Origin of the sequence: Marinilabilia salmonicolor JCM 21150, from assembly GCF_000259075.1 — a bacterium.
Lineage (GTDB): Bacteria > Bacteroidota > Bacteroidia > Bacteroidales > Marinilabiliaceae > Marinilabilia > Marinilabilia salmonicolor.
This window is the reverse complement of record NZ_AJKI01000040.1, coordinates 90457-116405: the sequence shown is the minus strand read 5'-3', so window position 1 is coordinate 116405 and position 25949 is coordinate 90457. Positions and strand designations below refer to the sequence as shown.

Sequence of the window (25949 nt, the reverse complement as noted above, 5' to 3'; positions counted from 1 at the left end):
AACTATGCAAAAAGCCATACTCTTAATTTGCCTGTTGGGAATAATTAATCCTGTAAAGGGAGCAGAAAAACATACTAAAACTGCTTTCGAAAATGCAGTGAAAAAACTTGCGCTTAAGGATGTGCAGGCACAGATGACACTGGAGACTACTGATACAGGAGGCAGCAGCATCTTACGAAAATTAAACGTCTCTTTTGGGTGCTTTGAGAAAGCCAGAAAGGTAATGATAGAAATTACAGCACCGGAAGATTTAAAAGGAACTCAAATTTTAACAACTCACTTCACCGACAAAAGCCGGAAGGATATCATTGAGGTATTTTTGCCTTCAACAAAGAAAATCAGGAAGTTCAGAGCCAATAATCGAAACTTAAAAATTCCCGGCACCGAAATTCCGATGAGCCATTTCAGCAGCACAGCTTTTGACGATTATCTCATCTCAGAAGAAGAAAAAGATAATTTTAATGGCAGAGAAGTTCAGAAAATCAAACTTCAGCTTCCCGGAAATGCCGAATATCTGGTGATTTATCTTGATGTCCAGGCTGAACTGTTGTACCGCATCAATTCTTTTGATAACAAAGACAACCTCACCTCCAATACTGAATTCACTGATTACAGACATCCCGAATTTTATACTTCAGAAAATCATTTTCCATACAAGGTACACGTTTACAATCCTACCAGTGGCAAAACCTCTGAGTTAACTATCACAAAACTCAGTCAGCTAACTCAAATCAGAGATTACGATTTTGAATTGGCCAAAAACCTGCAGCCATAAAATGACATTCTTCTCAACCATAGAACCAATTTACTATTTACTCCCTCTTGCAGGATTAATAGTTGGCCTGTTTGGTACAATTCTGGGCGGTGGTGGTGGCTTTTTCTTTCTGCCGATACTCACCCTGATCATTGGGGCTCCGGCTCAGACAGCCGTCATTACCTCGCTGGTGGCAACATTACCAATATGTATTGTTGGGGCTGCAATGCATTACAGAAAAGGCAACTTGGATATCCGAACCGGTTCAGCATTCGCCATCGTCGGTATTTTGGGTGCTTTTGCCGGTGCTGCCATCGCAAACTACATCGCCCCCCAATTGCTTAAAACAATTTTTGGGATTTACGCAGTTGGCATAGGCGGTTTAATGTTTATGAATGTAAAACAGCGCCCTTCTGCTAAAACAAATAAGAAGGGAAAGCCGATGAACTATTTAAAAAAACCAGCCTACGGTTTCCTGGCAGGTATGATTACCGGCACGTTCGGAACCAGTGGAACGGCTCCGGTTCTGGCAGGTTTATTCGCGGCCAGGCTCCCGGTAAAAATGGTTATTGGCACCTCCCTTTTTGTGCTGGTTGTAAACACCTCTTTTGCTGCCGGTGCACATTTTTTAATGGGACAAATAGACCTGACCCTGGTGGCATTACTCACGGCAGGTTCCATACCAGGAGCATTGCTGGGGCCCGTTATTTTATCCAACATAAAAACCGACAATTCTGAAAGTTCAATAAAGTATGTCTATGCCGCCGTAATGGTACTCATTGGCATTTTAATGATAATCGCATGATAAAACTGATATACATCATCATTTTAAGTTATTTTTTGGCAGGAGGTATAGGATTCTATCTCATCAACAGGCATAAACCGCTACAGGTTGCACGCAAAAGTTACACCAAGTTTGGGGTCTATTTCATCATTATCAACCTGCTCTTTTTCTCCATTGTAATCAATCCTCTTTTTTTCAAATACATCACATTTGTTATCATTGGCGGAGGTATGATGGAACTCTTTTCCCTTCATCAGTCAGCAGGCTATAAAAACAAAGGCATCTTTCTCATCTCGTTACTGATTTTCACTGCCTTGTCTTACGGTCTTTTTAACTTTAGCCTGCTCAATAAAGAGTTGATTCTGTTCTCTTTCCTCACTCTCTCCATTTTCGACAGTTTCAGCCAGATCACCGGACAACTTTGGGGCCGGCAAAAAATAGTGCCAAAAATCAGTCCCCATAAAACATGGGAAGGTCTTATCGGTGGAACTCTGGTGGCACTTTTCAGTGCCATCCTCCTGAACAAACTTTTTTCAGGCCCTCTTACGGAATTACTGATTATTGCCACCGGCATCATCGTTTTTGCGTTTGCGGGAGATTTGGCAGCATCATGGTACAAAAGGATATTTCATGCCAAAGACTACAGCAATCTTATTCCCGGACACGGAGGATTACTGGACAGATTTGACAGCCTTTTGGCAGGAGGTGCCTGGGTAGCCCTTTCTGCATGGATCTTAAACATTTGAAAAACTATATTTCACATGGATAATATAATCGCAATTTCATTTATTTATTTAATCGGAATAGCTGTTTTACTGGCTTTTAATGAAATAAACTACCGACGACTAAAAATCAAAGGGGAGATTACCCGGAAGTTTGCGCACTTCTCAGCCACACTGGCTACCGTACCCTTTCCTTATATATTCCCATCGCACTGGTATGTACTCGTTCTGGCATTTCTCTTTTTTCTGGTACTGGCCATCACACAAAACAGCAGGCAACTCAAGTCCATTCACGACATCCGCCGTAAATCCATGGGGAGTTACCTTTTACCATTATCCATTTATCTTACCTTCCTCATCTCATGTCAGCTGGAAAACAAACTACTATTCATCCTGCCCATGCTCATTCTGGCAATATGCGACCCTATGGCGGCCATTCTCGGCATCAACATTAAAAAATACAACGGAAGGATAAAACTGGGCAAACGCAAATTCAATAAAACCTGGCTAGGCACCGCAGCTTTTTTTATCACCAGTCTGATTATAGCCATGCTTGCCCTATGGCTCCACCGCGATGTTTTTGACTTTAAGACTTGCTGGCTCGGTTTGTTGGTCGCAACCGCCGGAACAATGGGAGAATTGATTAGCTGGCGGGGTTCAGACAACTTATCCATTCCCCTGGCAATAGTTTTTGTATTAATAACTTTTTTGTAACAGATAACCTTACAACATGAAGCGAATAATTGTTAACGGAGCCAATGGATATGTGGCCTCCAACTTCATAAATGAACTCTTGAAACATCATTTCCAGGTCGTGGCTTTGGTAAGAGGGAACGCCCTGTCTTCAGCCGAGAACAGGGTGATTCAGGCTTTAAATGTCATCAATGACGGAAATACCCCCTCCCTCGACAACCTGATGATTGTGGATTATTCTCTGCTTGATGAGAACTTTGGTCTTTCTGAAACTCGTCTGCAGGAATTATTCAACACTGATGTGGACTATTTTCATTTTGCAGCAAGTCTCAAATACGACCGCAAGTCCAAAGACGAATTGCTTGCTGTCAATGTCAGAGGGGCAGAGAACTCTGTCAACCTTTTTTCCACCTTTGCATCGGCTGATTCCCGCTTTTTCTTTGTTGGAACTGCCTATTCGTGCGGAAAAACAGAAGAGGTATTCGAAGAAAAATTCTATCCCGATCAGGACATTTCTGCATTTCGCAATTATTACGAATGGTCGAAAAGGCTGGCCGAAAATGTAGTCAAACGTAATATTGACCACAATGGACTCCGCGGGCATGTCATTCGTTTATCTCAGGTAACAGGAGATAATCGTACAGGCATTACAAAAACGGATTACGGCATTTTTGATTTTTCCAAAAGAGTCTGTAAGCTGGCTAAACGGCACCCTGAAAGTAAGGTGAGGGCAAAAATTTCCCCCGATGGTACACAAAACCTGATTCCCATCAATGTGGCTGTCGATTACCTGCATCAAACAGTTAATGCCCAAAATGTTCCCAAGATAATGAATTTTGTGGCCAACAAACCGGTCAAGAACAGCTACATCATCAATAGTCTGAAAAAACTAATGCCTATGGATATTGTGCCTGATCCGGGACTCCAACACTCACAAATGAATGCTCTGGAGAGATTAATGGCAGTTGGAATGTCCTTTACAGGCAACTATACCAACATCGATATTCAGTTTGACACCTCAAAACGTGATGCAGTAATAACTCCTGTTGACGACAGCATGGACGAACAAACAGTTTACCGGATGCTAAACTATTTCATCAAAAACAACTTCAAGAAAAACCCAACAAAGAAAGAAGTCCCCATTGAAAACGAGTAGTTCAGTAAATTACAGGGTCAATTCAGTAGCAAACGAAAAAACAACGAAACAATGAAACAACTAACCATCAAAGGAGAAAAAGTCCTAAACGCACCTAACCTGCTCAGTCTTTACAGATTGCTGGTGTTCCCGGTAATCCTTTACATGGCACTTACAGGCAAAGAAGAAACCTTTGTTGTTCTGCTTTGCATTAGCCTGGTAAGCGACATTCTTGACGGAAACATTGCACGTTTCTTTAAACTGCAAACCAACTTTGGTGCAGCGCTCGACAACCTGGCAGATATTGTCACCTATGCTATGGCACTGACAGGACTATTCATTTTCAAGTGGGATGTCATTGAACCTCACGGCTGGATACTGTTCCTGTTTCTGGGAGTTTTTATTCTCAGTTACATTGTCTCTTTTTTACGGTTCGGTAAAATTCCGGGTCTTCACCTCTATTCGGCCGTTTCTGCAGGTTATCTTCAGGGAATATTCTTTTTCGTACTGTTTGTTTTCGGTTTCTGGCCCTGGTTCTATTATCTGGCCATTGGCTGGGGAACACTTGCTTATATCGAAAAAATATTTGTCCTCTTTAAGCTGGACGACATCAAAATAGGCGTAAAAGGTCTTTACTGGTTATTGAAAAAAGAGCAGAATACTTAATGATTAAAATGAACTATAAAACAAGTTGGATTACTGCACTTCTCTGGCTTGTTGGCATACTGCTGAATGCTCAGCAACTGTCTGGTGTTGTTTTGGACAAGGAGACCGGGGAGCCGGTACCTTTTGCAAATATATCTGTGAAAGGTACCCTCCAGGGTACAACTGCGGATTTCGATGGTACTTTTTCTTTGCCGGCTCCCGGGCAGGACACCCTGTTGTTTTCATCGGTAGGCTATTTCCCGGAGCAAAAAGTAATCAGGAAAATTCCGCAGAATAAGTTGACCATTTTCCTGAGCCAAAACATCCAGTATATTGATGAAATTACCGTAAAACCCGAAGTTGAGCGGGCGGTGGTACTATTCAGACAATTTCAAAAATACAAAGAAGTCAACAGGCAAAATATCCAAAACACAGACAATTACAAAACACTCTCTACAACCAATGTGTACATTGCGGTGGATACCGCATCAAAGGTTCCTGACCTAATTAACAACTTTAAAGAACTTACAATCAGTGGCGACGAAAAAAACATCCGCTTCACACCCATATATCTTGCAGAAAGTGCAGCAATCATAACCAGAGATTCCGTACAAAGCGTTTATCAAAAGAAAGACGGTATTTTCCCCAGGATAAATCAGGCCATAGAAACCTACATTCTTCGCAACGTGGTAATAAACCTGAATTTCTATGACGAATACATCAATATCCTCAACAGGTCTTTTCTTTCACCGCTGGCAGAAAATGCCCTGTCAAGATACAACCTCTATCTCAATGACAGCTCAACAGTAGATGACGCTAAATATTTCCATTTTTCCTTTGCGCCGAAAAACAGACTGGATCAGCTATTTTCTGGTAGTTTCACAATTGAGGACAAAAGTTTTGCCCTCACAAATATGGAAGTAAATATTCCCAAAGAAGCAAATCTTAACTTTGTGAACGGGTTTCGAGGTAATGTTTCATTTCAAAAAACACCACAAGGAGAGTGGTTTTACCGGGAACAGGATGTACGCATCAATATGTCACTGACACTAAATAATGAAACGGATTCACTTTACAGCTCTGAGACAGTCGATAACATCTCTTCCGGCAACTGGATTGTCAATAAACTCACACAATATGCCATTACAAATGAACCAGAGTCCCTAAATAACAATACCTGGGATGGGAATCCTGAATTTGAGCATAGTTCAACAAGAAAGGCCGACTATTACCGCGTGGAAAAACTCAAAGAACAAAAACTAATCAAAGGAGTGGATGCCGTTGGTGGACTTGCACTCACAGGCTACCTCAATGCCGGAAAAATTGACATCGGACCCATGTTCACCATTTACAGCACAAATGACATTGAAGGCCATCGTTTTACCATCCCCCTTCGTACCAGCGAGCAATTATCAAAACACTTTTCTGTCGGAGGTTTTCTGGGAATGGGAACAAAAAGTAAAGAACTGAAATACGGAAGTAATATCACGGTACAACCGGGGGAATCTGATAAATTTATTTTCCGGCTTAACTACTCAGACGATTATTCTCTGGTCTCACACGATAAATTCCATCGCTTCGTAAAAAACAATCCAAATCCTAAAGGAAACGGAAACCTTATTGCAGCTCTTACTTCCACCCAAAAAGATCCCTACCTCAAAGAAGAAAAAAGTCTGGATATTCGTTTCGAGTACAATGTCAACGACAATTATCAACTGGAATTTTCGCCCTATTACCTTCATAGTTCTCATACACCCGAAGTCACTTTCTCTAGCGACTTCACTGATTTTGAAACTTATGAAAACTATGGGCTGCTAATGAACCTGAGAATAGTTTCCGGACAACATTACGATAAATTCTACTTCGACCGGATCTATTATCTCGATCCCATTCCGGTCATCAATCTGAGCTGGGACATCGGTCAAACTCTGTTGCCCGGAGCAAAAATGAAAGATAGTGGATGGTATTCCCATTTGCACGGATCCATCAAAGGCCGCTTGAACATGGGACAGGTTTTTATGGAATATATGCTCAATGCCGGATGGCTTTACGGTGATGCACCTTATGACCTGCTGGATCAGCCGGCAGGCTCCATGTCTCTGGGATTTGCAAGATACCAGTTTAATCTGCTCCATCATGCCGCTTTTGCCCATAACCTCTATACCAACACCCATTTTCATTTCAATGGCGGAGGCATTCTGCTCAACAGAGTCCCACTTGTCAAAAAGTTAAAATTACGGGAAATCGTATCCTTCAAAGGGCATTACGGAACACTTACTGATGATTACAATGGCGTTTTTGATTTGCCTGCCTACTATTCAACAGACGATTCAGTGCCGTATGCCGAACTGGGACTGGGATTCACCAACATCTTTAAATTTCTGAGAGTTGAATATGTCAGGCTCATTGGCAATCATTATCTCCATAGTGCTTTCACCGATAAACATGGTATTCGCATAAGAGCAGAAATGAGCTTTTAAACCCTTTTAAACCTAAAAAAGAAAAATGAAAACCTCAAAGAACAAGAAAATCTGGATCACAGGAGCCTCTTCCGGCATAGGAAAGGCTCTGGCTATTGCACTGGCACGAGAGGAGGCACTGCTTGTGCTATCGGCACGAAACAGCCAGGCGTTAGAACAAACGCAAAAAGCCTGTATGGAATATACTTCTTTTTGCATGATTCAGCCCCTTGACCTTTACGATTTCGCACAAATACCGCTGGCTGTTCAGCAAGTTACCAACGAACTGGGTAGTATAGATATTCTTATCAACAATGCAGGAATCAGCCAACGCTCACTGGCCCGTGAAACGCCTGTTGATATTGACCGCCGGATAATGGAAGTCAACTTCTTTGGAACGGTACAGCTCACTAAAGCAGTTTTACCATACATGCTCAGGCAGGGATCTGGACACATAGTTGCCATCAGTAGTATTTCCGGAAAATTCGGCTTTCCCCTGCGCACAGCTTATGCGGCATCGAAACATGCAGTTCAGGGTTTTTTCGAATCTCTGAGGGCTGAACTCACAGGAGATAACATTAAGGTAACCATTGTTTCTCCGGGGCGAATTAAAACCAATATTTCGCTCAATGCAATTACTGCAGATGGCACCCCTCACAACCAAATGGACAATGGGCAGGCCGGAGGTATGTTGCCGGAAAAATGTGCTGCAAAAATCGTCAATGCAATAAAAAAGCAACGCAAGGAAGTCCTTATCGGAAATAAGGAAATCCTCATGGTTTACATTCACAGGTGGTTCCCTGCCCTGTATCACAAATTAGTTACCAAAATAAAGAATTAAAAAAATAATATATGGAAGAGGGTGTCCAATTAGTCATTAATTACAGATTGAGGATACAACACTTGCTGACGCAAGCGCTGTATTTCGGATAGTTACACAGAGACCACTGAGCCCATCACAGAGAGGCACATAGAAGAATGAACTTTTTGGAAAGCCTCTTCCATCAGAACAGTAACTTAGAAAAATCATATACCGATGAAACGAGCATGGCAACGATTGCTACAAAAGAATAGGTATTAATTCCTGCATGCGAGTTCCATTAGACCTTAATAATTAAATTATATACTGATGAAAAAAAATATTGTTGGAATACAACAAATAGGAGTCGGCCTAAAGGATGCACGCGAAGGCTGGAAATGGTATCGGAGTGCTTTTGGCATGGACATCAAAGTCTTTGAAGACACCGCTACTGCCCGTTTGATGCACCACTACACCAATGGGAAAGACTGCGAACGCTATGCAGCACTGGCTATGAATATGGAAGGTGGTGGTGGCTTTGAAGTATGGCAACACACTCAAATTGATCCTAAACCTCCGGTTTTCGATATCAAACTTGGAGATACGGGAATCTTTATAACCAAAATGAAATGTCGTAATGTTCAAAGAGCATACGACCAACACCAGGAAATGGGGGTAAATATACTGGGAGAACCTACTCTCAATCCGGAAAATCGGTTACACTACTACCTCAAAGACCCTTACAATAATATCTTTGAAGTGCTGGAGGACGACCGATGCTTCATGAAACAAAAATCTCTCACCGGTGGGGTGGCAGGAGCAGTGGTCGGTGTATCCGATATTGATAAGGCAATGGAGGTATATTCAGGAATACTTCAATATGATGAGGTCGGTACTGATAGTACCGGAACTTTTGAAGATTTCACCCCCCTGCCCGGAGGAAAAGAAAAATACAGACGCGTAGTGCTAAGCCATAAAGAGCCCAGAACAGGCCCCTTCAGCAAATTACTGGGACCTACCCAAATTGAATTGGTACAGCCGTTAGATCGCTCTCCCCGCAATATTTTCGAAAATCGCATCTGGGGTGAACTGGGCTTTATTCATCTCTGCTTCAATATCAAAGGAATGGAGGCGTTACAGGCAGAATGTGAAGCTAAAGGTTTTCCTTTTACCGTCAACAGCGCCAACAGCTTTGACATGGGAAGCGCTGCCGGACACTTTTCATATATTTCTGATCCTGATGGAACCCCTATCGAATTTGTTGAAACACATAAACTACCAATCGCAGAAAAACTGGGTCTTTACATCAACCTGAAGAAAAGAGACCCCCAAAAACCTCTCCCTTCCTGGATGGTGAAATCACTGGCACTCAATAGAGTAAAGGACTAACAACAAGAAACCGATTATTTGTAGTGCAATGTTTCCGGCAGTGGATATGGAGCAGGTTTTTGTTCCATCCCCTGCCGTTTTTGTTAGCTCTTCATTCTTGCTTTTCGACCGCTCAACCTGCTTTTTTCCCTCTTCACCCACTGGCAGGTGAAAGCACCGACTTTCTTATGTAAATTTACCTGAAACTGAAAAAAAACAACAATGGGAAAGGCCAACATAAAAATAAAAACGGTTTCTGAAAGCTTGCGCCCCTTTTTCGAAAACCTCCCTCATTTCTTCAATCACAAAGGAGTAACCATAAAATCGGCCCGCAACGAACTCAAAATATTTAAGCACAGAGAGATTTTACTCTGTGTCAAGTCCTTCAAAAAGGTAACACTTTTCAACCGCCTGATGTACTCCTGGTTTCGGCCATCCAAGGCCATTCGCTCTTTCCGAATTGCTAACCTGCTCCTAAGCAAAGGAATCGATACTCCGGAACCTCTTGGCTTTGTGGAAGTAAAAGACAGATGGGGAATACTCCGTCAAAGTTACTATGTCTCTTTTTATCAAAACCACTCCTTCACGCTTAGTGAAGCGCTCAATTCACGCGATTCAGGCACCAATAAAGTCATCAAAGAATTTGCACGTTTCATGGCCGATAAAGTTCACCCTGCAGGCATCTGGCACAACGACCTCAGTGCCGGTAATATTCTTATCTCCGAAACACCTCGCAATGGATACAAATTCTCCATCATCGATCTGAATCGCATTAAAATAAAGAAATCCATATCCCATCACAAAGGGATACAAAACCTGAGTAAACTCACCAACAAACCATTACCGCTCACCATCATGGCAGAAGAATATGCACGTGCGGCAAAAGGGGATCCTATCCAATATACTTTTTCACTCATCTGGAGTCACCTCTCTTTCTCTGCCATAAGACGAGTGACCAAAAGAATTTTACACTTACTCAAACCCGGAACAAATAAAATTGCAGAACCGGTAACTAATTCATAAAACAGAGCAATATTTCTTTTCCTTCCTACAGACACCCGGTAAGTTTAAGTAAATTCTATCTTCATGGCCCTCGAAATTTGTTTACTTGCATCTGCCGGGTGTCTTCTCTTAGGACGTGCGATTTCCGGGAAGTGCGATTTCCAGGACGTGCGATTTCCCTATCGCACGATCAAATATCCCCAAATTCCCCTTTTTTCCTATCTTTGAACAAATCTCAACAAACAGTTCAAAATGAATCAGGCCCGCATTCAGGAAAACATTCAGAACATCATCAACAATTTCAACAAAGAGTCCTTTATCTTCGACCTTCTACTGGCTTACGGACTCCCAAAAGCCGGCATTACACGACTGCGCAAAGGTGACCGAAATCTGTCATCCGTTCCCGGAGAAATCTCCTGGAAGAAAAAACTCTTCTTCAAAGAAGCGGCAGACAATGACCTGCACCTCATCATCACCAACATAAAAAGCAAGATCAAACACGACCAGCGCTTTATCATCGTCACCGATTACCAAACACTCCTCGCCATCGATACAAAAACGGACGATAAACTCGACATTCCGTTAAATGAGTTACCCACTCATTTCGATTTTTTCCTCCCCTGGGCCGGAATGGAGAAGGTCACCCACAAAAACGATAACCCCGCCGATGTCAAAGCTGCCGAAAAAATGGCACGCCTCTTCGACATCATCAAAAAAGACAACCCCGATGATTCACCCGAATTTATCCACGGGCTCAATGTCTTTCTTTCCAGATTACTTTTCTGCTTCTTCGCCGAAGACACCAACATATTTCGCGAAAACCAATTCGTAAACGCCCTCGATGCACACACCAATGCCGATGGCAGCGACCTCGGACAATGGTTCGAATCCTTCTTCCTGGTACTCGACACCCATAAAGAGAAACGGTCCGACCTTCCCGAATACCTCAACGCATTTCACTACGTCAACGGAAACCTGTTCAACAAGCGTTTCACCATACCTCAATTCACCCGGCGCTCCCGCCAGGCCATCATCGATGGCGGACAACTCCAGTGGAAAGACATCAATCCCGACATCTTCGGATCCATGTTCCAGGCCGTCATCGGGGCCGACCAGCGCGGTAGCCTGGGCCAGCATTACACCAGCGTCCCAAACATCATGAAGGTCATCGAACCCCTCTTCCTAAACGAACTATACGAGGAGTTCAACAAAGCCATCGCCCACAACAACCCCGCAAAGACAAATCACGATTTGTCTCACCTCCTCCACCGCATCTCCAAAATCAAAATCTTTGACCCTGCCTGCGGTTCCGGAAACTTCCTCATCATCGCCTACAAAGAACTGCGCCGCCTCGAAATGAAAATCTTCATCGAACTCGAAGAAATCGAAAAATCACACATCACCAAACTCAGCAACATACACCTCAACCGGTTCTACGGCATCGAAATCGACGACTTCGCACACGAAGTCGCCATGCTCGCCCTTTGGCTCACAGAGCACCAGATGAACGTGGAATTCAAAAAACAATTCGGACAAACCAACCCCACACTGCCACTTAAAGATTCTGGAAATATTGTCCAGGGAAATGCCACACGACTAAACTGGGACGAGGTATGCCCAAAATCGCAAGAGGATGAGGTCTTTGTACTGGGGAATCCGCCATATAGAGGGTTTTCTCAACAAAGTACTGACCAGAAATCAGACTTAAATTACATTTTAGGTTCAACAACGAAACTTGACTATATTGCTTGCTGGTTCATTCTTGGAAGTAAATATATTGGTGCACACCCGAAAACGAGTTTAGCTTTTGTATCTACAAACTCTATTACCCAAGGAGAACAAGTTGCGTTATTATGGCCATTCGTTTTAAACGAAAATAAAACAATATTTTTTGCACATAAATCATTCAAATGGACAAACAGTGCAAAATCCAAAGCCGGTGTTACAGTAGTAATAATAGGAATCACATCCAAAAGCATAAATTCAAAAATAATTTTTGAAAATTCACATGAGAAAAAGGTTGATTTCATTAATCCCTATCTTTCAACCTCCAAAATAATTGGAGTTCAAAAAAGAAAAGAACCAATTTCACCTTTTCCGAAAATGGTATTAGGTAATATGCCAAATGACTTTGGAGGATTACAATTTTCTCCCCAAGAAAAACAAGAGATTACAAATAATTTTCCTGAAACAAATCGTTTTTTTAAACGTGTTGTTGGTTCTCAAGAGTTCATTAAAGATATTGAACGTTGGTGCTTATGGGTCAAAGAATCTGATGTGGATTCCCTTAAAACAATTCCCCAAATTGCCAAACGCCTTTTATTTGTTAAAGACCAAAGAGCAAACAGCAAAAAAAAGTCATATAATATATATGCAGAGAAGCCTCATCGTTTCATTGAAATTCGCCACCAATCCGGAACTTCCCTCATAATTCCTGGAACTTCCTCCGAAAAAAGAGAATACCTTCCAATTGGCCTTTTAACTGGTGAAATAATAATAAATAATCTGGCTTTTGCCATTTACAATCCCCCGATTGAACTTTTTGGTATATTGTCCTCAAGAATTCATAATAATTGGCTTAGGGCCGTTGGTGGCAGTTTGGAAACTCGAATTAGATACTCCTCTCTTTTATGCTACAACACCTTCCCCTTCCCCCAAATCTCCGACCGTCGCAAACAGGAAATCACCCAGGGCGTATTCCGAATCCTCGAAGAGCGCGAAAAACACCCAGATAAAACCATGGCACAACTCTACGACCCCGACAAAATGCCCGACGGCCTACGCGAAGCTCACCGCCTCAACGACCTTGCCGTCGAACAATGCTACCGCTCCCGCCCTTTCCAGTCCGATGAAGAACGACTCGAACACCTCTTCAAACTCTACGAACAAATGACCTAAAACGGGACGGGCCAGGACGTGAGATTTCCCTATCGCACATTCTTGAGGCCGGACGATTTCCAGGACGTGCGATTTCCCTATCGCACACTCTAAGGTTGGGCGGATTCCCATCCGCCGTTTTCCCAAAAGGAGTTTCAGGTTCATCTAAAAATATTTAATTTTTTCTATTTAGATAAACTTTTAGCTAAACACCCCACGTAAATAACTGATTTTAGGCTCATTCCAAACAAAAGTTCATCTAGCCTTTTAATAAAACTTAATCCCATTAGATAAACTACACCTAACCAGATGCAAAAAATTCAACACACAATTCTCTCATGGAACCAGGCCAAGTACCCCATTTTTCTTTGCTTTGCAATAACGGCAACTTACAAATGATAACGATAAGAAAAACAGAACATACAATCTGTCCAAAAAAAATTAAATTGAAAATAAACTGAAAAACAAACAATCAAAAATGCCTGATTTTCTGACCATTACTTTATTCTAACATTATTGACAATCGAAATAAATCGCATTTCTCGGCAAATATTTCGAATCTTGAGGTACCTCACTCACGACACCCCTAGACCCAATCCCCTCCTACACACACAAACAAATCACCCCACAAAAAGCTCCACTCGGAGCGCCCCATCCTGTAACCCGGGAATTCATTCCCGAAACTCCCGAAACTACCCCATCACACACTCCCTCTGGTCCCTGAAAGGGGCCAATACGAGTAACCCCGGGTGCAAACTCGGGGCATAGGATCCAATATGCCACAGGTTCCCGTAGGGAGCCAACAATTAACACACCTTACTACCCCTCAGTTATTTACTCTTTTTTACAACCGGCAACACAACACACATCTCTCACAGAAAATCCTTTGCGCCACTTCGCTCAAGCATTTTTATGGCACTATTGACCCTCCAATACATGTTAAAAAATTACATCTTAAACCATTTGTATATTTTTTTTGTTTATTTTGTATCACGAAAACACTACAAACCCACTTCTTAATGGATACAACTACTACATATTCAAACGACAGCAAAACAGAGCAATGGTTTGAAGAGTTAATTGCTTCCATAAAATCCGATTATTTGCAGTTAAGTACAGGTATTGCCTCTCAGGAAAAACAGAGGTTCTATAACCACCTTATGACTGAAGATAGCCTGGAACTAGCGAAAATAAGTAGAATTCAGTCCGCCAGAATGATCATTTCAGAACTTGTCACCGAATTCCTTAGTGAGATTAAGAATTCTCCTCTCAAACCCATCAAACTCGCCTTAAAGCTTTCTGTTTCCGAAATCCTTGTTTGGGCCGTCATAAATGACAATGATGAAGAAACGGAAGATGCACTGCTATTAGCCGAAGCCAGAGTCAATGCAAAATATTACAAGATGGGGTTTCATGTAAATACTACTGTTGTTGAAAATAGTGACCATTTTAACACTCCCCCACACTACCAACCTGTAATCAACTAATGGCTCAATTTAACAACCACATAACCCAGGCAAAACACAACCTTTCTTTTTTGGACAAAACCAGTTGCCATGCTCCAAAAGACTTCTGGGACTGGAAGGTTACCATTTGTTTTTATGTAGCGGTTCACTTGGTCAACAGTCATCTCGCCAAAACCATCAATGCACACTATCGCAGCCACATTGATGTGAACCAGGCAATTAACCCTTACAATGAGTTATCCCCTTCAAAGGTTCCGGAAAATATTTATCTTGCATACAAAAAGCTTCAGGGCTTGTCTCGAAGATCCAGATATCTAGTCCATGACAACCCCCAAAATCATGATTCCAGGGAATTCCTTACCTACGATAAACACTACGCCAAAGCAGTAAAGAATTTAGACAAACTGATTCAATACATCAAGGTCAGCTATGGCATTTCATTTGCCCCCTGCTCCACCAGTTGCGTTGAACTGGAAAAAACCGAGTTACTCCACTTCAACGTACATTAACTACCCGGGACTTGCACCCTTCCGGTCCGGGACGTGCGATTTCCCAATCGCACATTTCCAGTTCTGGCATACTCCGGTCCGCCTCTCCCAACCCTAAATCCTAATCCCCCACCTAAGCACACCTCCAAAAATCACACAACTCAATAGCTCCACTCGGAGCGACCTATTTTGTAACCTGGGAATTCATTCCCGCAACTCCCCCAACTACCACATCACACACTCCCTCTGGTCCCTGAAAGGGGCCAATACGAGTAACCCCGGGTGCAAACTCGGGGTGAAATCGACAAATGGCATAGTCCCCGAATGGGGGCCAACAATTAAAATCCCTTTCTACACCCCGGATAACAGCTCCACTTGGAACGACTCATATTAAAATTAAATTCACTAAATTAGTGAATTATTATTTTTATCCTTATCTTTGCATCACAAACCTTAGCGCATGAAAATTGAGTTTGAAAAAGAATACCTTTTACAGCTTTATTCCGAAGGTAAAGCAAAAAACAAAAAATATCGTTTCCCGAAAGCAGTCATTTCAAAATACATTCAAACTATAGATAAGTTAAGGGCTGCAGAAAGAATCGAGGAGCTATATCCAATCAAAAGTTTACATTATGAAACGCTAAAAGGCGATAAAAAAGACCTGGAATCTGTTCGTGTCAATCTTCAATACCGAATAGAATTCAAAAGTTCCGTACAGGGAGAACCTCCTGACACCATTACAATTTGCTCAATCGTTGAGTTAAGTAATCACTACAAGTAAACTTTTCAATTATGACCACTCAAAACACCATAGTACCTTTCGAAGCAACCCATCCGGGAATTCTAATTAAAGATGAACTGGACGCAAGGCCTGACCTCACACAAAAAGATTTGGCAGCCGAACTCGATGTTAAACCCTCATTTTTAAATGAAATCATAAAAGGCAAAAGGCCGATCACTGCCGACATTGCTGTTTTACTCGAAAAAGCACTTGAAATTCCGGCCGGTTACTGGATGAAATTTCAGTCACAATACGAAATAGACAAAGCCCGGGTTAAAGAAAAGAACATCAAAAGGATACAAAACCTGGACATCTGGAAAATCATCAAAGAATACGTTCCTGTAAAATATTTCAAAAAACTGGGCTACTTAATGGGTGACCTCGAAAAGGACATACTTACTATTAAAGAAATCTACAATGTGGCCAGTATTGATGAGTTAGTTGCTTCCTTCTCCAAAAGTAAATTTGCTTTCTTCAGAAAATCGGAAAAACTTCAGATTGATGAGAAAAATATGTTTGCATGGAGTTCTCTTGCTTTATATGAAGCAAAAAAACAAGCTGTCAACACATTCAACCACAACAATATTGACCAGCTATGCATAAGACTAAATGAAGCTTTTTTCGAAAACAACAATACTATTGATAAAATAAAACCAATATTGAATCAGTTCGGTATTAAATTAGTCCTTATTCAAAAATTAGAGAAAACCCCTGTAGATGGATTCTCTTTCTGGTCGGACGAAAACCCCGCTATTGCCATCACTTTAAGGCACAAACGCATAGACAATTTCTCCTTTACACTTATGCACGAAATTGCGCACATTGTTTTACACTTACGAAACAACAAAGAAAAAACATTTATGGATCTGACCCGGAAAAACAAAAAAGACCAATATGAAACAGAAGCGGACGGATTTGCTCAGGAGAAACTAATCCCCGATAATTTGTGGAACAATATTGTCAGCAACCACCTTCCTCTCAATGACGATAAGATTTTTACTATAGCCAACCAAAACAAAATCAACCCGGCAATTCTCCTCGGCCGTGTCTGTTTTGAAATGAATTACTATGCTATCAGAACAAAAATTGACAAAGTATTAAAATAATCAGGTTCGGCGGATTCCGATCCGCCTCTCCCTCCCCTAAATCCTAATCCCCCACCTAAGCACACCTCCAAAAATCACACAACTCAATAGCTCCACTCGGAGCGCCCTATTTTGTAACCCGGGAATTCATTCCCGCAACTCCCCCAACTACCACCTACACACACTCCTCAGGTCCCTGAAAGGGGCCAATACGAGTAACCCCGGGTGCAAACTCGGGGTGAAACCGACAAATGGCATGGGTCCCCGAATGGGGGCCAACAATTAAATTCCCTTACTACACCCCACACAACAGCTCCACTCGGAGCGCCCCATCCTGTAACCCGGCAATTAATTCCCGCATCTCCCGCATTTCCCCCCAAAAATCCTACCTTTGTCTTAACCCCATATCCATTAACCAAAACAATCTCCTAGATATGCCCAACATCGTCGAAGTATCTTACAACCAAACAGGACAAAGCAAAACAACAAACCAGCTCGGAATGCGCGAAATGCAGGCCCGTGCCTACGAAGCACGCGATGCGCAATACCTCCTCCTCAAAGCCCCTCCGGCTTCCGGAAAATCACGCGCGCTCATGTTCCTGGCACTCGACAAAATCCATAACCAAAACATCGAAAAGGTCATTGTGGCAGTCCCCGAACGATCCATCGGCAAATCTTTCGCACCCACCGACCTCAAACAGCATGGTTTCTTCGCCGACTGGAACCCGGGTGATAAATACAATCTTTGCACCCCGGGAAGTGATGCCAACAAAAGCAAAATCAAAGCTTTTCACAACTTCCTCAAAGATGACAGCAAAATCCTGATTTCCACACATGCAACCCTCCGGTTTGCCTGCGAAGAAATCGAAGAGAACGTTTTCAACGATGCCCTCATTGCCATTGATGAGTTTCACCATGTCTCCGCCGATATCAACAACCGCCTTGGTGAATTAATGCGTGGAATCATGGCAAAATCATCAGCTCACATCATCGCCATGACCGGCTCCTACTTCCGTGGCGACAGTGTCCCGGTTCTTTTACCTGTGGATGAAGCCAAATTCACCAAAGTCACCTACAACTATTACGACCAGCTAAACGGATACCAGTACCTCAATTCTCTCGGTATCGGGTACCATTTTTACCAGGGTCGATACACCGAAGCTATTCTTGAAGTCCTCGACACCAACAAAAAAACCATCCTACACATACCAAACGTCAACAGTGGGGAATCTACCAAAGACAAACAAAACGAGGTGGACTTCATCCTCGATGCCATTGGTGAGGTCATCGGACAGGATCCCGATACAGGAGTCATTCAGATCAAACGCCACGCCGACAATAAAATCATAAAAGTAGCAGACCTCGTTGAAGACAACCCCCGTGACCGGGATAAAATAGTCGAATATCTCCGAAACATGAACTCCATTGACGACATGGACCTCATCATTGCCCTGGGTATGGCTAAGGAAGGATTCGACTGGCCCTGGTGCGAACACGCTCTTACAGTAGGCTACCGTGGTTCTCTTACAGAGATTATCCAAATCATTGGTCGCACAACGCGAGACAGCGATAACAAATCGCATGCACAATTCACCAACCTCATTGCCCAACCCGATGCCGCCGACGATGAGGTGAAACTCTCGGTCAACAATATGCTCAAAGCCATCACGGCTTCTCTCCTCATGGAGCAAGTGCTCGCGCCTAACTGGAAATTCAAAACAGCAGGAGGAAATAACGAAAAACCCAAGCCGGGAGAGATAAAAATCAGAGGCTTCAAAGAACCTTCTTCAAAACGAGTCAAAGACATTCTCGAAACTGACCTCAACGACCTCAAAGCAAAGATCCTTCAGGACGACACAATGCTCAAAGCAATGCCCGGGAATGTAGATCCCGAAGTCATCAACAAAGTCTTAATCCCAAAAATAATCCAGGTCAAATACCCCGATCTCAATGAAAAGGAGGTGGAGGAAGTCCGTCAACATGTGGTGGTCGATTCTGTCATAAAGAACGGACAAATAAAGGAGGTTGGCGACAAACGCTTTGTTCGCATGGCCGATAAATTCGTGGACATCGATGACATACACATCGACCTCATCGACAGCGTCAACCCATTTCAAAAAGCTTTTGAAGTCCTCTCCAAATCAGTCACCAAAAAGGTATTAGGCGTCATCCGTGACACCATCGAGGCAACACGTATCAACATGGATTTTGAAGAAGCAAAAATCCTGTGGCCTAAAATTCAGCAGTTCGTGCAGATGTACAACAAGCAACCCGACCTTAATTCCGGAGACCCGCTCGAACGAAGAATGGCCGAATGTCTCATTTTTTTGAAAGAAGAAAAAAGAAAACGTCAGCCCAATGGATAAAAAGGATAAAGTACTTAACGATATTTTCAACAACGATCCGCTCGGACTCCTTAATGTCACCCCTAAGCAACAAGCTGCACGCTCGGCCGACGACAGACTTGTCGCCGCATTCGAAGAAATAAACAACTTCTTCGAAAAAAATCACCGGCTCCCAAAGGCCTCTGTAGATGTTGCAGAATTCACCCTTTATACCCGACTGAAAGCCCTCAAAGCAGATCCCGAAAAGATTGAATTGCTCATTCCTTTCGACAAATACAATCTGCTACACCTTCCCGACGCTGCAGGGGACTCAGAAAATACATACCAACAAAAAAAGGAAAAGACCATCCAGTCCATCGAGGACATATTCCAAAATGACGAGTTAAACCTGCTTGACGATTCCGAAACCGGTCTCTTCGATTTCAAACACACACCCACAGACCTCCAGCGGGCCGAAGCCGACTTCGTCGCCCGCCGAAAACCTTGCAAAGACTTCGACAAATACCGCGACACATTCCAACAGGTACAAAGCGAGTTGGCAAAAGGCACTCGCAAGCTCCTCCCTTTCAAACAGGAATTCCTGAAACCTGGTGAATTTTACGTCCACAACGGTGTCCTGCTCTTTCTCGAAGATGTGGACCTTGAAGAAGAAAAACAGGATTTTAAAAGCGGCCCGCGTATCCGAAAAGACGGAAGAACCCGTACCATCTTCGAAAACGGTACCGAGTCAAATATGCTCTACCAATCCCTTTACAAAGCAATCCTGGCCAACGGAAAAGCTGTCACCCATAGCACCGCAAAGGAAAACGAACACTTCATCGAAGACTTCAGCCCAATTACTGAAAATGACGAAGAAGCCGGATACATCTATGTCCTCCAATCCCTTAGCCCCGATCCACAAATAAGCAGCATCAAAGACCTTTATAAGATAGGTTTCTCCACCTCCGACATTCAGCAACGCATCAAAAACGCCGAAAAAGAGCCTACTTACCTCATGGCTCCCGTCAAATACATTGCCGGCTGGAAATGCTTCAACATGAATCCCCAAAAGTTCGAACAACTCATCCACAACTTCTTCGGCAATTCATGCCTCGAACTCGACGTATTCGACACCAAAGGCCGGCGCCACACGCCACGCGAATGGTTCATCGTACCCTACCTCGTCATCGAACAAGCCGTTAACCTCATCATCACAGGTTCCATCATCCACTACAAATACAACCCCGAAACCCAGTCCATCACAGGACGGGCGAATTCCAATTCGCCCACATAGAAACCCGGTAAGGTCCTCAACTAAAAGGACACCAGCTCCCTTATAAAAAACAGGACTGCAATACGGAATCTTTGCAATCCTGCTCAATATTGTTAGGTTAGAATAACTTCTTGAAAAAGGATAATTACTCCTTTTCAAAAATTGATGTCATCTCATAATCCGATCCTTCCACACTATATTCATTATAAAGAACCAATTCTACTTTTTGATTAATTTGATAATCAAAAGACACAGATTGGTCTTCTGCAGATAAATTTAAATTATCCCCTTCGGTGCTATATGTCCCAATTATTGTTTCAAGCTCATCTTCACTCTCATATCTTGAATAATACTCAAAAGATCCATCGGAATCAAATTGATAATACTCTGTTAAACCATCACTGGAATCATCTCCCTCCCATATTAACTCATTGTCTTCATACTGTTTAATGTTCGATGAAACAAAATTCCATTTTCCAATAAGTTCGGAATCAATAGAGGTGGAATCATCCTCGCTACAGCCAAAAAGTAACGTAATAACGAATACGCTAAAAAATAATTTTTCCATGATTTTTTTTGAAGATTACACTTAAAAGTTCCATACGAACATTTTTTTAAATTGTTTCTAACCTGATTAATTCATGAATTATTGTGATGAGATGGTCAAACAGCAAGAAATATGGACAACCACAGATGAAATTGATGAAGGAAATAATGAACTATTTTCAAATCAATTTTATCGAGGACGTTCATATTTCGCAGGTGGTTGGGCATCGTAATAAATTATTTATGAATTAATCAGGCTAAGGCCATAAAACATTTCTATGTGCATAAATGAAAACGATGACGTAACCTGCAATTAAAACTTCCTGTTTCTTAATGTAATTTATATCATTCCGCTCGTTTTTTAAAGTATATGTACATAGGGTTTTGTAATTATAGTTTCAATGCTTGGTTAACATACAGGACGGGCGATTTCCTTATCGCCCATAAAAAAAGCTGCCAAAATAACTTAGCAGCTTTTGAGGCATAACAGCCCTTACAAATCAAGCAATCTGCATTTAACTTTTTCCAACTTTTATTACAAATGCGGTAAACAAAAGATAGATCATAGCCCCCAATAAAACCAACATACCTCCAACCTGTCCAACAGCATCGGAAGCCAAACCCATCAGTGGAGGTAGCACTGCACCTCCTGCAACACCCATTATCATCAGACCTGATATTTCATTGCCGCGCTCCGGGCGCTTTTGCAAGGCCAAAGAAAAAATAATTGAAAATATATTCGCCAATGCAAAACCGATAACAGCAACCATTGCAAAAATTATTACAGTACTGGTGGTAAGCATTAGAACAATAATCGCAGTTATCGCAACAAACATGCTGATTTTGAAAAAGCGTTTGGGTGAAAATTTGGCAAGCAATATTGCCCCAGTCAAAGCACCAATAGTTCGCGCTGCAAAATAAGTACTCGTACCCAATCCTGCTTGTTCCAAAGGAAGACCTCCTCGTTCCATCAAAAATTTAGGAGTTGCAGTATTCATACCTACATCAGCTCCAACAACAAACAAAATCCCGAAAAATAGCAACAATATAGCGTTATCTTTCAATAGGCCGAATGCTTCTCCGAAGGAGGTGGTTGACTCTACCCGCTCATCACGGGGAATCGGAGTGAACCACAACCACAAAGAAGAAATCAACGTTACGCCTGCAAAAATGGGAAACAGCATTTTCCAATTACCCAAAGTTGCTGCAGCGAAACCAGCGATAATTGGCCCCAAAAAGGAGGCGATAGCTTTAATAAATTGTCCTAATGTCAAGCGGCTGGTTAGTTTTTCTGCACTAACCACATTAGAAACCAATGGGTTCAAAGACACCTGCAAGATTGTATTTCCTATTCCCAATAATGCAAATGCGATAAGAACCACTACATAATCGTATGCCACTAATGGCACCAACATGGCTGCTAATGTAAAAACCATACTCAACAACACTGTGTTTTTGCGTCCTATTTTATTCATCAGCATTCCTGTAGGAACCGAAAAAACAGCAAACCACAAAAATACCATCATAGGCAAAAGGTTGGCGACCGCATCGCTGAGGTTAAAATCTTTTTGTACGTAGCTGGTGGATATACCCACTACATCGACGAAGCCCATTATAAAAAAACCAAAAAGAACGGGCAAAACCTTAAAAAATCCAGATTTCATAAGTTGAATACTTTTTAACTTGTTTCTTCAATATTTGAAAAAGATAGAATTATTGAGTTCCTATAACAATACTTGATTCCCCTGCCCACCGCTTCATCTTTTTTTTAGTTCATCTCTTCTTTCCAACAACTTAATAACTTCATATAAAACACCTGCTGAAGCTTTGAAAACTCCAGATCCTTCCGGTTCATTATCTAATGTGTACCATTCATAAAACCCGTCATTCTGCAATACCCTGTCAAACATTGGCTGAACTTCATTAAGTGCATCTTCTATAAACCCATAATGTATCATTTGCTGAATCATTCTCCCTCCAAACCACGTCCAGTCTCCTCCATTCTGGTAACTATATGGAGACATGGTTGGATTCTTAAAAAAACCGGCTGGATAAGGTGGATACAATGTCAAACCAATTGTATTAGCTCCTGAAGACTTCTTATTTTCAACCATCCGATCAATAACACCTCTCACCTGATCTTTATTTAACAATCCGGCTTCAATTGCAATTGCTGTCCCTCCATGTAGATATATCTTATTCTCACAAAATTCTTTCGAAAACGGGGATTCTTCCAAATATAAATTGGGGATAAACTTTTTATTCTTTTCATCCCACAAATGCTTCAGAGAGTTTTCCCTTATTGTTTTATGTAATTGCGCATAAAAATCTGATCGCTCTTCATCAAGTCTGGTAAGATTGCTCAATGCGATAAGAATCATTGCATTATCATAAATATCTATTGCAAAATGCGAATCTTCATTTAAGAACACGCCCCATTCATGCTCGGGCTGTACATCTCCCCAATCAGCTGTTGTTCCTCCATAAATTAATCCATGCTCTTCTGAAAAACGATTGTTTAATAAATATTTAACTGATTGATAAATGCGTTCCAACACAGATAATCCATTTATTTCCTCCATCAGAAATGAATAATCTCCTGAAATATCAACATACTTACAGGTTGCTTGAATCAATGAGCTCTCTTGATCTGTCTCCACCGTATTCTTATAACCAGCATATTGGGGCACCAAATCTGAAAAAATATAATCATAGGATTCAACTCGTTCTTCATTAGGCACAAAGCCATCTAAAATGCTACCATCTTTTTGTTGCATTAAAAAGAAAACTCTCAAATTATCCTTAACAAGTTCCTCCCCGTAACAATCATAGGCTAATTCGATAAACGAATTAAAATCTCTTATCCATATTTCATTATAATTATCTCCTGCAGAAAAACCATTTTTCATTACTTCAAATGATTTTTGCTTAATGAAATCAAAATACTTGGATTTCACTTCTGAATAATTTCCGGCAATAAGATTAGATTCAAAGAAAATTAATGAAACAACCGTTATTAATGAGCTTAAAAAAATTTTATTCATTATAATCCTTTTTTATAATTGACAAACAACTATTATTTCAATTTTAGAACTTACACTATTACCTGATAATTTCTTTTTTACTCTAACACTCCTATTAATTACTTATATCATTTCCGCTGGCTATTATCCTGAAAATTTTGGAATCCTTGTTTCGAAAAGACCACTACTATTAAGTATAAAAAATGACCCATCCCCAATCCATAATTTATTTTTGGATTTCGTTTTGTTACAACTATTAATAAGCAAAACAAGGATGGGCCATAATACAAATCTCTTAATTCTGCCCCTCTTCCATCAACAACATAACATCTGCCTGACTCAAAGCAACATTAAACAGTCGAAGTTCATCATATAAACTATGATCAGCATAGTGTTGCCATTCAGTAAATCGGGGCTGACCGGAGCCAATAGAAATAATATCGCAATTCGTCCAGTCAATGGTTCCATCCATTTCACCCTGGATCACGGGCTCACCATTAAAGTAAACAGCCACTTCAGTTTCAGAGATTGAGAAAGCAATATGTACCCATTCATCTTTGGTCAGGTCCAACAGAGCCTCAGTTTCATTGGCATAGAACACATCGTAATCACCAAATCCAATATCCATTTTGAACACTGAGCTAGATGGAGCACCCTCCCTGAAGAAACGGAAACCACTGGTCCGGTCATTTTGAACTTCAGGATAATCCGGGTGATCTTCATCAGGAGGACCAATGGTCATAATACCTGCCCAACCAGGTTCTCCCTCAGACTTATACCAAAACGCGGCACTAAACTCATTTGCAAGCAAATCAGTGGTTGAGAAAGTTAAGTATGAATCGGGTGCTCCCTGGTAAGCATGACTTCCATTCGCACTTTCTTCACTGAATGTCGGTGATCCAACAACGGCTGGTTCTGTTCCACTAACCATTTCTATAAAGCTGTTGTTGAAAGGCATATAAAAGGTCTCACCCTCATAAATTGGCTCATACAATTCGGTTGTAAATTCCTTTATATTGCCATACTCTGTTCCTTCATCATTGGTGGCATAAGCTCTTACAAAATAATCAACGCCTGGTTCCAGCCCTGTAATTTGACTCACATAACTACCATGACCTGACCCATCAGAGGTTTGCCCCATATTCTCTTCAATTGTGGGATTATCCGATGTATCCCAAACAACGCCTCGTTCATTAATGGGGCCAGTCATTCCTTGCGGAATATTTCCACCAGAAACTGCAGAAGCTGATGTCACTTCCGTGACAGATTCCGTTAAGAACTCCATGATTGTAGTAAATTCTACCACATCTCCATATCCAACACCTTCGCTATTGTGAGCAAAAGCACGTACAAGATAGGGAACACCTGATTGTAATTCAGAAAGTTCGCTGGTAAATTCTCCAAGACCTTCTCCATTGAAACTCATCCCCTCGTTGTCGTTGTATGTAGGTTCTCCTTCCGTACTCCAGACAATTCCTCTTTCAAGAACCTCGGAACTCCCTTCTTCCAAGACTTCACCACCTCCTTCGGCATCCGTACTGCCAATATTAACAATCTCCTTTGTCTCCACGGATGGGACAGCCATTGATGTCTCATTATTATCGTCTTCGCAGCTGGTTCCAAAAACCAAGAGAGCTCCGGCTAAGAAGACGACAAATCGCTTCAATTTGTTTTGTGTTTTCATAATTTAGTGATTTAGTTGATGTTTATTAGAGAAATACTCAT

General features: G+C 41.8%; 21 protein-coding genes. 17 read left to right on the top strand and 4 right to left on the bottom strand.

Going from position 1 to position 25949, the window contains the following annotated elements:
- The first annotated feature begins 4 nt into the window (after positions 1–4).
- The 17 genes from W7W_RS0116860 to W7W_RS0116775 all read left to right on the top strand — a co-directional run bounded on the left by W7W_RS0116860 (position 5) and on the right by W7W_RS0116775 (position 20676).
- A complete protein-coding gene (locus tag W7W_RS0116860; protein WP_010664852.1) occupies positions 5–775 on the top strand; it encodes an outer membrane lipoprotein-sorting protein in 771 nt (256 codons plus the stop codon).
- Position 776: 1 nt separating this feature from the next.
- Positions 777–1559, top strand: a complete 783-nt coding sequence (locus W7W_RS0116855; protein ID WP_010664851.1) for a sulfite exporter TauE/SafE family protein — start codon at positions 777–779, stop codon at positions 1557–1559.
- Positions 1556–2284 carry a phosphatidate cytidylyltransferase gene (locus W7W_RS0116850; RefSeq protein WP_010664850.1) on the top strand — a complete coding sequence of 243 codons (729 nt, stop codon included), beginning with the start codon at positions 1556–1558 and terminating at the stop codon, positions 2282–2284. The genes W7W_RS0116855 and W7W_RS0116850 overlap by 4 nt, the downstream gene beginning before the upstream one ends.
- A gap of 15 nt (positions 2285–2299) precedes the next feature.
- Complete coding sequence (locus tag W7W_RS0116845) at positions 2300–2974, top strand: diacylglycerol/polyprenol kinase family protein (RefSeq protein ID WP_010664849.1); 675 nt, start codon at positions 2300–2302, stop codon at positions 2972–2974.
- Positions 2975–2990: 16 nt separating this feature from the next.
- Positions 2991–4109 (top strand): SDR family oxidoreductase, encoded by a 1119-nt coding sequence (locus W7W_RS0116840; RefSeq protein WP_010664848.1) that lies wholly within the window; start codon positions 2991–2993, stop codon positions 4107–4109.
- A 51-nt stretch (positions 4110–4160) separates the two neighbouring features.
- Complete coding sequence (locus W7W_RS0116835) at positions 4161–4754, top strand: CDP-alcohol phosphatidyltransferase family protein (RefSeq protein WP_010664847.1); 594 nt, start codon at positions 4161–4163, stop codon at positions 4752–4754.
- Positions 4755–4762: 8 nt separating this feature from the next.
- On the top strand, positions 4763–7213 hold the full coding sequence (locus tag W7W_RS0116830) for a DUF5686 and carboxypeptidase-like regulatory domain-containing protein (RefSeq protein ID WP_025006844.1): 2451 nt from the start codon (positions 4763–4765) through the stop codon (positions 7211–7213).
- 25 nt (positions 7214–7238) lie between these two features.
- Positions 7239–8033 (top strand): SDR family oxidoreductase, encoded by a 795-nt coding sequence (locus W7W_RS0116825; RefSeq protein ID WP_010664845.1) that lies wholly within the window; start codon positions 7239–7241, stop codon positions 8031–8033.
- A 288-nt stretch (positions 8034–8321) separates the two neighbouring features.
- Entirely contained in the window at positions 8322–9380 is a 1059-nt protein-coding gene (locus tag W7W_RS0116820; RefSeq protein ID WP_010664844.1) for a VOC family protein, read from the top strand.
- A gap of 201 nt (positions 9381–9581) precedes the next feature.
- Entirely contained in the window at positions 9582–10382 is an 801-nt protein-coding gene (locus W7W_RS0116815) for a lipopolysaccharide kinase InaA family protein (protein WP_010664843.1), read from the top strand.
- A gap of 231 nt (positions 10383–10613) precedes the next feature.
- The gene (locus W7W_RS0116810; protein ID WP_010664842.1) at positions 10614–13259 is read left to right on the top strand and encodes a class I SAM-dependent DNA methyltransferase; all 2646 of its coding nucleotides are present in this window, start codon (positions 10614–10616) and stop codon (positions 13257–13259) included.
- Between the two features lie 998 nt (positions 13260–14257).
- Positions 14258–14725 carry a hypothetical protein gene (locus W7W_RS0116800; protein WP_010664841.1) on the top strand — a complete coding sequence of 156 codons (468 nt, stop codon included), beginning with the start codon at positions 14258–14260 and terminating at the stop codon, positions 14723–14725.
- On the top strand, positions 14725–15213 hold the full coding sequence (locus tag W7W_RS0116795; RefSeq protein WP_010664840.1) for a hypothetical protein: 489 nt from the start codon (positions 14725–14727) through the stop codon (positions 15211–15213). Before W7W_RS0116800 ends, W7W_RS0116795 begins: the two co-directional genes overlap by 1 nt.
- Positions 15214–15652: 439 nt before the next feature.
- Positions 15653–15973 carry a type II toxin-antitoxin system RelE/ParE family toxin gene (locus tag W7W_RS0116790; protein ID WP_010664839.1) on the top strand — a complete coding sequence of 107 codons (321 nt, stop codon included), beginning with the start codon at positions 15653–15655 and terminating at the stop codon, positions 15971–15973.
- Positions 15974–15984: 11 nt separating this feature from the next.
- Positions 15985–17079: a HigA family addiction module antitoxin gene (locus W7W_RS0116785; protein ID WP_010664838.1), complete on the top strand. Its 1095-nt coding sequence runs from the start codon at positions 15985–15987 to the stop codon at positions 17077–17079.
- Positions 17080–17492: 413 nt separating this feature from the next.
- The gene (locus W7W_RS0116780) at positions 17493–19424 is read left to right on the top strand and encodes a DEAD/DEAH box helicase (RefSeq protein ID WP_010664837.1); all 1932 of its coding nucleotides are present in this window, start codon (positions 17493–17495) and stop codon (positions 19422–19424) included.
- Complete coding sequence (locus tag W7W_RS0116775; RefSeq protein WP_010664836.1) at positions 19417–20676, top strand: GIY-YIG nuclease family protein; 1260 nt, start codon at positions 19417–19419, stop codon at positions 20674–20676. The genes W7W_RS0116780 and W7W_RS0116775 overlap by 8 nt, the downstream gene beginning before the upstream one ends.
- A 124-nt stretch (positions 20677–20800) precedes the next feature.
- On the opposite strand, the gene W7W_RS0116770 is transcribed toward W7W_RS0116775, so the two are convergent.
- From W7W_RS0116770 to W7W_RS22980, 4 genes are all read right to left on the bottom strand, one after another.
- Positions 20801–21223 carry a lipocalin family protein gene (locus W7W_RS0116770; protein WP_010664835.1) on the bottom strand — a complete coding sequence of 141 codons (423 nt, stop codon included), beginning with the start codon at positions 21221–21223 and terminating at the stop codon, positions 20801–20803.
- A gap of 493 nt (positions 21224–21716) precedes the next feature.
- Positions 21717–22865, bottom strand: a complete 1149-nt coding sequence (locus tag W7W_RS0116760; RefSeq protein ID WP_010664834.1) for an MFS transporter — start codon at positions 22863–22865, stop codon at positions 21717–21719.
- A gap of 93 nt (positions 22866–22958) precedes the next feature.
- Positions 22959–24245, bottom strand: coding sequence for a GH36-type glycosyl hydrolase domain-containing protein (locus W7W_RS0116755; protein WP_010664833.1), 1287 nt, complete (start codon positions 24243–24245; stop codon positions 22959–22961).
- A gap of 274 nt (positions 24246–24519) precedes the next feature.
- Complete coding sequence (locus tag W7W_RS22980; protein WP_010664832.1) at positions 24520–25908, bottom strand: LamG domain-containing protein; 1389 nt, start codon at positions 25906–25908, stop codon at positions 24520–24522.
- Between the last annotated feature and the right edge of the window lie 41 nt (positions 25909–25949).